This is a genomic window from Acinetobacter sp. ANC 5600, assembly GCF_002018395.1.
GTDB classification, from domain to species: domain Bacteria; phylum Pseudomonadota; class Gammaproteobacteria; order Pseudomonadales; family Moraxellaceae; genus Acinetobacter; species Acinetobacter amyesii.
In genome coordinates this window covers 1-10,244 of record NZ_MVKW01000016.1, presented here as the reverse complement: position 1 = coordinate 10,244, position 10,244 = coordinate 1, and the positions used below count along the sequence as shown (strand labels likewise).

The window sequence follows — 10,244 nt, the reverse complement described above, 5'->3', positions numbered from 1 at the left end:
CGACAATAGCAAGAGTGAACCACCTGATCCCTTCCCGAACTCAGAAGTGAAACCTCTTAGCGCTGATGGTAGTGTGGGGTTACCCATGTGAGAGTAAGTCATCGCCAGCTCATTATTCGAAACACCCCCTGACTAGTCCAGGGGGTGTTTTTTTATGCGTGAGGGAAAAGAGGGAAGAAGAAAAGCAAAAGCACAAAATAGGAAAACGAGAGATATTTAAAAAGAAGAAAGCTAAACAGCGCAAAAAATTTACATCAAGGTGAGCTTATATTCTTTATAGTGAAGTAGGGTCTCAATGTATAAAAAGAATAGGATGTACATATGCTCCAAAATCTCGATGAAGTGTCTATTTTAGAGATATTGCAGCAACGCTTTGTGGCAAATATGCAGCGTCATCCAGAATTAATTTGGGATAATGTAAGAAACAATTGATTGCATAGCCCTCAAAACTAAAAATTTTAATCGAAATGGAAAATACAGGCGGTGAGCCAGATATTGTGACGCTGAATCGGCAATCTCATGACCTGATATTTTATGATTGCAGCTTAGAGTCACCAAAGCTTAGACGAAGCTTGTGTTATGACCGTGATGCCTTGGAGAATCGGAAGGATCATCCTCCCAAAAATAACGTAATAGACATGGTTCGAGACATCGGTGCTCAGCTTCTGACAGAAGAGGACTATCGAGCGATACAGCAAGTTTTTCATTTCGATTTAAAGACTTCGAGCTGGATTTTGACGCCAGTTGATATTCGGCAAAAGGGCGCGGCACTGTTTTGTGACCGACGTTATTATCATGTATTTAGCTACCATAATGGTGCACAGTCATATTATGCGTCTCGTCGATTTCGCTGTTAGCTAGTGATCGCTTAATCTCAGTGCTCTCAATGCATTTAAAACAATCAAGAGCGTTCAAACGGGCTTTTCTAAAGATGTAATTACGTTTGTTTTTTAGACATTTAAAATTTTTCTAAACTAAAGATAGAAATAAATGATGGTGTGTCGTTCTGAAGTTTAATGAAAGAATAGAAGAATTAGACCTAAAAACTAGGATATTATGATTTAAAAAAATCAGTTAAATAATCATATATTGATAATGTTTAATAATTAAACTAAAACATGAAAAATAACACAATTAACATGCACTTATAAGCAATTCGATTTATTAAACATACGTCTAATATCCCTAGAAATTACTGTTCCGTATATTCCGTGGCTGTTGAATTTTACTTAAAAATTCAATGAATGTTATGGACAAGTACTCATGGGAGATGAGAACGATGACAACGGAAAAAATAGACATAAATTCTGTAGTCGATAAGGCTAAATTTACCCCGTTCCACTTCAATGTAGTGGCTTGGTGCTTATTGATTATTTTATTTGATGGCTACGATTTAGCGATTAATGGCGTGGTTTTACCATTATTGATGCAAGACTGGGGCTTAACTGCAATGCAAGCGGGGATGCTTGCCAGTACTGCGCTCGCAGGCATGATGTTTGGTGCCATGTTCTTTGGTTCTTTAGCAGATAAGATTGGCCGTAAAAAAGTCATCATGATCTGTATTGTTTTATTTAGTGGTTTGACCTTTGCCGGTGGTTTTGCGTCAAATCCAACAGAATTTGGTATTTTGCGTTTCTTGGCTGGTTTAGGGATTGGCGGTGTAATGCCTAACCTTGTGGCTTTAACGTCGGAATACGCGCCGCAGAAGATGCGTAGCACACTAGTAACGACGATGTTTAGTGGTTATGCAGTCGGTGGTGTGATGGCGGCACTTTTAGGTTCATGGTTCACCCCTGACTTTGGTTGGCAAATCATGTTCTTTATTGCAGGTATTCCACTTTTCCTTTTACCTGTGATTTGGAAATTCTTACCTGAATCTTTGGCATTTATGGTGAAAGAAAACAAACAGGAAAAAGCCCGCAGTATCGTGAAGCGCTTAGCGCCTGAAGTGAAAGTGACTGAAAATACAGTGTTCACTTTACCACAAGAAAATGTACCTGAAGCTGCTAACGTGGTGAGTTTGTTCCGCCGTGGTCGTGCCGTAAATACATTATTGTTTTGGGTGGCGTTCTTTACGTGCCTATTGACCATGTATGCGCTGAGCAGCTGGTTGCCAAAACTGATGATGGCAGCCGGTTATTCTATGGATAACAGCTTAATGTTCATGATGGTCATGAACGTGGGCGCAGTTATGGGTATTGTTGGCGGTGGCATTTTGGCTGACCATTTCCATTTAAAACCTGTGCTGATGGTTTTGGGTATGATGGGCGCGATTGTGATGAGCTTGATGGGCTTCCAGTCTAATCAGTTCATGCTATACATCTTGGTGTTCTTGGCAGGTGCAGCATCTATTGGTTCGCAAATGCTGCTGTACAGCTATGTGGCGCAGTATTACCCACTTGCTGTACGTTCGACGGGTATTGGTTGGTCTTCTGCAATTGGACGTATGGGCGCAATTGTAGGCCCGATTTTGATTGGTGGTTTGCTCGGTATGAACTTACCTGCGCATTTCAACTTTATGGCGGTAGGTTTACCTGTACTGATTACTGCGATCGCGGTTGCGTTGATTATGCATGAAAATGACAGTGATAAGATTGATGTTAAAGAAGCATCTACAGCCAAAGCTTAAGTTGTGATTCTTTAAAAAGAAAAGCCTCCGTAAGGGGGCTTTTTTATGCTATAAAATTTAATTTTAAAAATAAATTAAAGAAATGAGTGAAGAACAATTAATAGCTGAAGCAATTTTGCAACTTAAACAAGAATCCAATGTTATTAAAGATTATATTTTCCCAATAGCTATGGCACTCTTTTCCTCATTGATTGGTGCAATAGTTGGGTATAAGGTTTATTTAAGACAAGAGAAACTTGGTATTGAAAAGGAAAAGCTAAATATAATTAATAAATGGATTTTACTTTCAAATGAAGTACAGCAAGATTTACTTGCCATTAAACAAAATTACATTAAAGGAGTGAATAAAGATCCTTATAAGCGAATTTTTAATATACCAACGATACTTTTAAATAAAAAAAACTATAATTTAGAATATCAAGAGTTAGCGTTTATTGAAAATGTCAGCCCTTCAAAATTTTCTCATATACCCTATTTAAGAACAATTTTTGAAAACTATATAAATTTAGTTTCAATATGGGCTAAAAGAAATGAGCTCAATGATGAAGTTAAGGCGCAAATAATTAATAAAATTCCTCAAAATTTAACTTATTTTGATGTTTCTAGAGAGTTAATAGATAAATCAGTGGATCAAAGCAAGTTTGCGGCCTTAATTGATTTAACTGAAATTGTAATTAGATACACTGATGACTTAATAATTGAACTTGAATCACTTAATAATGAACTGCCATTAATATCCAAAAAAGCAGTTGACATGAAATGCTTAAAAAATTTTGGCTCAATTTTGAATTATGGAAGGAGTACAAGTATTGAGTTACTTTCAGAATGTCCTTTACCTGATTTCAAAAAATTATCAACAATCCTAGGACGTTCAGAGGAAGAACTTATGGCAAGATATAACCCATTATTTAAAAAATAATTTAAGGTTTGCATTATGAAACTCAACTCATTCTCCCCAATCCCTGAAGATGATGAAGAACTGCATCTGCCTGAACTGGTGTACTGGGCATCTTTAGGTGAACTTGCAGAAGTCGAAAAATCATTGGCAAATGGCACAGACGTAAACTCTGCCGATGACGAAGGCTATAGCGCACTGCATGCAGCAGCAGAAAATGGCTATTTAGACGTAGTGAAGCTGTTGGTAGAGAAAGGTGCAAATGTACAGCATAAGACCCAATACACAGCATTAGAGCTTGCAGAAATGGCAGGCAATGATGATGTAGTGGCATACTTAAAAAATTTGTAAGCCATACATCTTATAAAGTAGATTCATAAAATACCCGCATGCAATATGCGGGTATTTTCATTTTAGAATTATTGTTGCTGTTGCTGTTGCTGTTGCTGTTGCTGTTGCTGTTGCTCAAGCTCCTGCTGAATCGCTTGATTAAACGCAGGCAAGTCATCTGGACAACGAGAAGTAATGAGCACCCAACCACTCGTATTACAGCGGTGCACCTGCTCATCGACCCAATGTGCACCCGCATTTTCCAAATCCAAACGAATACTTTTATAAGACGTCAGAGTTTTATCACGAATTCGTTCAGCATTAATGAGCGCCCAAGGACCATGACAAATTGCAGCAATAGGTTTTTGATGGTCAGCAAAGTTTTGAATAAGTCGCAGTGCATCTTCATCGATCCGTAGATGATCTGCATTGACAGTTCCGCCTGGAATTACTAACACATCATAGTCTTCAGCATTTACGCTGCTCAATTGGGCATTGGGTTGAACTTCAGCTTCGACCTTTTTGTCGGCTTTTACTGTTTGGACAACCGCATGCTTAATAGCGGCATGAATGGCTTCAATTCCCTTTTCATTTAAATAATTTAATGGTTGGATCAGCTCGTCATGTTCAACACCGACATTTGACGTTATCACTAAAGCTTTTAAAGTCATGATTGACTCCTTGCAATGAGGATTGTCTACCACGCTAACAAGCTGACGGATTTGGGTATGTAATAATTTCGCAGGAAACTGTAAGAAGTTTTGACAGAGATGTTATGCGAAAGTTCTAGATTAGAGCGAACTTTTAAAAATCAGCTAGAAAAAGAAAACCCCAACATCCTGTTGGGGTTTTCTTCGTATTTCGTGTTCTAGATACAACTCCTTGTCATATCTCACATCCTGATGCAGAAACTTATTGTTATTGTTTTATGTTTCGGAAACTTCCTGTCTCCTGATAACTGTAGATTAGGCCTGTTTCAGAAACTTGGAAAGCCGCAATTTTCTGCATGTCATGTAAGCCAAAACGTACAAAATTATTCTGTTACCTTTGCAAAGAAAAATCATCTGATTAATTGATTAGAATCAAATGATTATAAAAGGGAAGGGAACAGTAAATGAAACAATGCTTACAATATTTTCGAACGCCTAGCCTTATCGTCGGCATCCTGATGATCGCCGCATGCCATGCAGGAAGCACTACATCTAAAGCACAAGATCAAACACCAAGCCAAGCTCAAAATTCTGCACAAGTCCAGCAAGAACAGCGCTTTAAAATACAAAAAATCGCTCAATTTAATGAGCCTTGGGCCATCCAGCCGCTCTCAGACGGCCGTATATTGCTGACTGAAAGAAAAGGTCAACTGATCATCTTTAATCCTCAAAACCAGCAGAAAATACAGGTGAAAAACCTTCCTAAAGTTGCCTATGGCGGACAAGGCGGCTTAGGTGATATTGCACTTGATCCGCAGTTTGAAAAAAATCATCAGATATATCTGAGCTATGCAGAAACAGGACAGGGTGGTTATGGCGCTATCATCGAAAAAGCCACTTTAAACCTCAATGAAGCTGTGCCAAGTTTAAAACAGCGAAAAATCATTTGGAGGCAAATTCCAAAAGTAGAAGGTCAAGGCCATTATTCACACCGAATGCAGTTTGGCGCAGATGGAAAATTATGGGTGAGTTCGGGCGAACGTCAGAAGTTTGATCCTGCACAAGATCTGCAGTCAAATTTGGGTAAAGTGCTGCGCTTAAATAGTGATGGAACACCTGCTGCAGATAATCCATTTCAGACCCAAGGCGAGGTTGCAAAGCAAGTGTGGAGCTTCGGGCACCGTAACCCTTTAGGCATGGCATTTGATGCAAAACAGCAGCTTTGGGTGGCTGAGATGGGCCCGAAAGGCGGTGATGAGTTAAATCTCGTGCAGCGTGCGAAAAACTATGGCTATCCGCATGTGTCGAATGGCGATCATTATGATGATCAACCGATTCCTGATCATCATACACGGCCTGAATTTGAAGCGCCGCTCATCAGTTGGACACCTGTGATTTCACCATCCAGTCTGATGTTTTATCAGGGCGATCGTTTCCCACAGTGGAAAAATAAGGCCCTGATTGGTGGCTTATCTTCACAAGCGATTGTAATTGTTGATACAGAGCTTAAACCTGTCCAAGAAACACAACGAATTGCCATGCCACAGCGTATCCGTGGACTCATTGAAGCCAAAGATGGCAGTATTTGGGGCATTGAAGATGGAGAAAAGGCATGGTTATTCAAAATTGAGCCGAAATAGCGACTAAAAAATAAACAAAAAATTCAAAAAATAAAAAAAAGCCCCTACGGGGCTTCTCACATACAGGCCTACACGAATTTTAAATACGTCAGCTAAGCCGCATAGTGCTCATCGGCATTAAATGCATTGGCTTGAATTTGAATCAATTTACGATTTCCCTGTTCTCCATTCATCCGCCAATGCGCAATTTTAATATTATCCACAATAGCAACATCGCCTTTATGCCATTGTAAAAGCAGAGCATCTTTATACATCGCATCAAAAAATTGCTGTTTTTCGGTATCGTTCCATTCAATTTGTTGACCTTCTGGCGTGTAAATTTCCCATGTCAGTTGCATGCCGTCCGCCGTTGAATCGATTTCAATCTCCCCTCGATTTTCAAAGCAATTTTTCGCGGCCTGATGGGTAAATGGATTGGTATTATTGGCAAAAGCCCACGGCTGAATCACATGCTTTTTTGTATCGGGGTGATGAATCACCAGTGGCGAACGCTGCAAGGTTAGTTTGGCTTTTTTATCTTGTCGAATCTCTAAACTAAACGGGCTCTTTTTCAGCAATAATCGGTCAAATAGTCCCACCTCACGTGCCGAAACATAAGAAAAATGGTTCCATGCGCCGAGATATTTTTCTTGTAGATATTTAGGAAAATTCTCCCAAATTTGCTCTAAGTTATTGAACCCAGTTTCTGCCAAATACGTCGAAGGTTCCTGACAGAATAAGGCGATATAACGCGAGCGTTCTGAGCGCACGCCACCTTCAACATGCGGGCCTTGTACCGAGTTTTCGACTGGACCCAATTGCACTGTGTTGCGGTCGATATAACGACGGTAGTCACCTGCGCCGAGCAATTTCTCGCTGTATTTTCGCATCCATGATGCAACCCAGCTGGGCATATTGGGGTTAAATGCATTCCATGGGGTAAACTGGAAATATTGTTCAATCAGTTGGTTAAATTGTTCGGGTTGCTCGATGTTAAAACCACGAAACAGTAAGATGCCATTTTCATGGATTTGTTGTAAAAGCTCTTGTCGATGCGCGCCGATATATTGTGCAAGATCTTGCGGGCTATTGTGTTCTGGAGCGGCATGAAAAATTCGGGTAAAACTATTCAGTTGTTGCTGTTGCAATTGCATAGGTCATTCTCTAATTTTTTAATTCAATTTTTATTGTTGTCGCCTAATCCCTAAGCGCTGACAGTTCGAGCTGCTGAACTCGCAGCCGTTATTCTGTCTAAATTCTCTGCCGATTATAAGTACAGTTTTACTGTTGCGATGTAAGTATTGTTGATAAATTGCGATTTTTCGACGAATAGAGCGCGATCGTTGAATGAATGACGACATGAAAAAAGCCCTCGACATCCTATCGAGGGCTTTTTAGATTCATTCTAAAGATATGACTCCTGTCATACCGATCAGCGTTCCTGCTGCATGTGCATTATTTATTTTTATTGCAAGACATCCTGTCTCTGTATGTTCTTACTATAGGCGCGTTGCTGTTGAGGCTACAGGCGTAAATACTGCAAGTGCTGTAGGTAAATGCCTACAGCAGAACGTCGCTAAATCCTGCTAGTGTAGTGATCTAAATAACAACAATGAGTTTCGCGCATGCCTGCAACACAAATCGATATACGGATGCAATACAGCATAGAACAAGAGCAACAGCTGATAAATGCTGTCTTTGACGCCATACAACAGAGTTTTCAATTGCCTCGATATGACCGCAATATACGTTTGCAAGTGCATGCGCCACATCGGTTTCAGGTGTTTGATCATTTGACGCAGCCTGAGCGCTTTACGCATATCACCATTGATTGTTTTGCGGGACGAACCTTAGCAACCAAGCGTAAGTTATATCAATTACTGGTGCAAAATTTGGTGGAATTTGGTATTCCAGCAGACCATATCATCATTACCTTACGTGAAAGCCCTCTAGAAAATTGGGGGATTCGAGGTGGTCAAGCCGCCTGTGATGTTGATTTAGGTTTTCAGGTGGATGTTTAGTCTGTGCAAATACATGGATTGTTGCTTTCATGAAGCCTAAACGAAAAAGCCCCGACATCCTGTCGGGGCTTTTTCGGATTCATTCTAGCGGTATAACTCCTGTCCTACCGTTAAGCTTCCTGCTCATTGTCTTATCATTGTTGTTTTATGTTCAGTGACATCCTGTCGCTGTATGACCTTAATATAAAAGTAATCCAATAACGTGAATAGTGTCTATTATCCGCATCTGATGTAAGCCAAAACGTACAACACCTAAATTATCATTCTGTCCGTCGCGTCAATGTATTGCACAGCATTAAGGCTATCGACCGTTAGATCTATGCATCCATATTATCTAAACCGCTTTTAAAACAGCAGGAAGCTGGTTTTGATGTGATTAAAATCTTCATCAGCGGTGTTACATATTTTTGCGATTAATTGGTTGAATGGTGAACTAATTTATCAGACATTAAAAATTCATAATGAAAAATATACAGGGAATAAGATCGATGCTAAGAATACTTACACAACAACGGACGACATCAAAACTTCAGCTCACATTAGGCTGCGTTATTGCGCTTAGTGCTTCAGCAAGTTGGGCAGCATCTCCACAAGAGATTATGCAAATTGCGGAAAGTCAAAAGCAAAGTTATTTAGAGACCTTGAAAACCTTGGTCAATATTGAATCCGGCAGTAAAGATATTGAGGGTTTGAATCAAATTGCTAAGGTGGTCGCAGAGCAATTAAAAGCCACAGGGGCTGAGGTGAACGTGATTCAGCCCAAAGACATCATGAAACTCGATGGTGCGCCAGATCAGACAGGGCCGATTGTAAAAGCGGTACTGAAAGGCAAAGGTAAAACGAACATTATGTTGTTGGCACATAATGATACGGTGTATCAAAAGGGCCAATTACAAGGTCAACCGTTTCGTATAGATGGTAATAAAGCCTATGGTTTAGGTATTTTGGACGACAAGCAAGGTGTTGCTGCAGTGATTCATGTCTTGGATATGCTGAAACAGCTGAAGTACCAAGATTACGGCACCATTACGGTGTTAATTAATTCAGATGAAGAAATCAGTTCACCCAGCTCGCGCCAATTGATTATGGATACAGCTCAAAATCAGGACGTTGTCCTCTCCTTTGAAACCGGTGGTTTAGAGGGAAGTTTGATGTTAGCCACTAGTGGGATTGGTGCGGCTTATTTAGATATTAAAGGGCGGGGTTCGCATGCGGGGGTAAAACCTGAAGCAGGGGTCAATGCCTTGACAGAACTGGCTTTTCAGATTCAACAATTAGAAAATCTATCCAATCCGAAAACGGGTTTAAAGCTGAATTGGACTGTTGCGACGGCTGGAAAAACCCGAAATGTGATTCCTGACCATGCGACAGCGCAGGCAGATGCTCGTTCCTTAAAACCACAAGATTTTGCTGAGTTGGAAAAAACCTTGAAGCAAAAAGTCAAAACCAAAAAATTGGCGGAAAGTCAGGTCGAGGTCAAATTTGAAGTCCGTCGACCACCTTTAGAAGCCAGTCCACAAGCCAAAAAATTGGCCGCGACAGCCCAGCAGATTTACACAAACGAATTAAAGCTGCCGATGAAAGTTGAAACGACCGCTTGGGGTGGTGGTACTGATGCCGCTTTTGCTGGGGTTAGTTCGAGAGCCGCGATCATTGAGGGACTAGGCATGTCAGGTGATGGATTACATTCAGATAAAGCTGAATATATTTTGACAGATTCTATCGTACCGCGTTTGTACTTGGTGACGCGTTTAATTGTGGAGAGTTCTAAAAAGTAATCGTATCCGATTGGGTGAGATCTAATGAGCCATTGCCCTGAGTTTGGTTGTGGCTCATGTTAGAGCTATTCTTATGTAGCATTTGAAATGAAAAAAGCCCCGACATCCTGTCGGGGCTTTTTCGGATTCATTCTAGCGGTATAACTCCTGTCCTACCGTTAAGCTTCCTGCTCATTGTCTTATCATTGTTGTTTTATGTTCAGTGACATCCTGTCGCTGTATGACCTTAATATAAAAGTAATCCAATAACGTGAATAGTGTCTATTATCCGCATCTGATGTAAGCCAAAACGTACAACACCTAAATTATCATTCTGTCCGTC

Annotated in this window: 9 protein-coding genes, 1 rRNA gene and 1 pseudogene; 9 read left to right on the top strand and 2 right to left on the bottom strand. The window is 40.4% G+C overall.

Translation table 11 applies throughout. From position 1 onward, the window contains the following. The 5 genes and pseudogenes from rrf to B1201_RS16680 form a co-directional block, all read left to right on the top strand. Positions 1-110 (top strand): 5S ribosomal RNA (gene rrf, locus B1201_RS16700); the annotation flags it as partial. 211 nt (positions 111-321) lie between these two features. Next, positions 322-857 (top strand): annotated as a pseudogene (locus tag B1201_RS16695) (DUF4256 domain-containing protein). Positions 858-1,279: 422 nt separating this feature from the next. Continuing rightward, the gene (locus B1201_RS16690; protein WP_078194528.1) at positions 1,280-2,629 is read left to right on the top strand and encodes an MFS transporter; all 1,350 of its coding nucleotides are present in this window, start codon (positions 1,280-1,282) and stop codon (positions 2,627-2,629) included. A gap of 82 nt (positions 2,630-2,711) precedes the next feature. Next, a complete protein-coding gene (locus B1201_RS16685) occupies positions 2,712-3,548 on the top strand; it encodes a hypothetical protein (protein WP_078194527.1) in 837 nt (278 codons plus the stop codon). A 15-nt stretch (positions 3,549-3,563) separates the two neighbouring features. Beyond that, complete coding sequence (locus B1201_RS16680) at positions 3,564-3,875, top strand: ankyrin repeat domain-containing protein (protein WP_078194526.1); 312 nt, start codon at positions 3,564-3,566, stop codon at positions 3,873-3,875. Positions 3,876-3,943: 68 nt separating this feature from the next. Here B1201_RS16680 and B1201_RS16675 read toward each other — a convergent pair whose 3' ends face one another. Then, complete coding sequence (locus tag B1201_RS16675; RefSeq protein WP_078194525.1) at positions 3,944-4,525, bottom strand: type 1 glutamine amidotransferase domain-containing protein; 582 nt, start codon at positions 4,523-4,525, stop codon at positions 3,944-3,946. A 443-nt stretch (positions 4,526-4,968) separates the two neighbouring features. Here B1201_RS16675 and B1201_RS16670 point away from each other — a divergent pair, with 443 nt between their 5' ends. Beyond that, the gene (locus B1201_RS16670) at positions 4,969-6,144 is read left to right on the top strand and encodes a PQQ-dependent sugar dehydrogenase (protein WP_078194524.1); all 1,176 of its coding nucleotides are present in this window, start codon (positions 4,969-4,971) and stop codon (positions 6,142-6,144) included. Positions 6,145-6,236: 92 nt separating this feature from the next. On the opposite strand, the gene B1201_RS16665 is transcribed toward B1201_RS16670, so the two are convergent. Continuing rightward, on the bottom strand, positions 6,237-7,277 hold the full coding sequence (locus B1201_RS16665; protein WP_078194523.1) for a TauD/TfdA family dioxygenase: 1,041 nt from the start codon (positions 7,275-7,277) through the stop codon (positions 6,237-6,239). A gap of 259 nt (positions 7,278-7,536) precedes the next feature. Between B1201_RS16665 and B1201_RS17035 the strand changes: the two genes are divergently transcribed. From B1201_RS17035 to B1201_RS16655, 3 genes are all read left to right on the top strand, one after another. Continuing rightward, positions 7,537-7,713, top strand: coding sequence for a hypothetical protein (locus tag B1201_RS17035; protein WP_171263829.1), 177 nt, complete (start codon positions 7,537-7,539; stop codon positions 7,711-7,713). A gap of 35 nt (positions 7,714-7,748) precedes the next feature. After that, positions 7,749-8,144 carry a tautomerase family protein gene (locus B1201_RS16660; RefSeq protein ID WP_078194522.1) on the top strand — a complete coding sequence of 132 codons (396 nt, stop codon included), beginning with the start codon at positions 7,749-7,751 and terminating at the stop codon, positions 8,142-8,144. 488 nt (positions 8,145-8,632) lie between these two features. Beyond that, entirely contained in the window at positions 8,633-9,922 is a 1,290-nt protein-coding gene (locus tag B1201_RS16655) for a glutamate carboxypeptidase (protein WP_078194521.1), read from the top strand. The last annotated feature ends 322 nt before the right edge of the window (positions 9,923-10,244 follow it).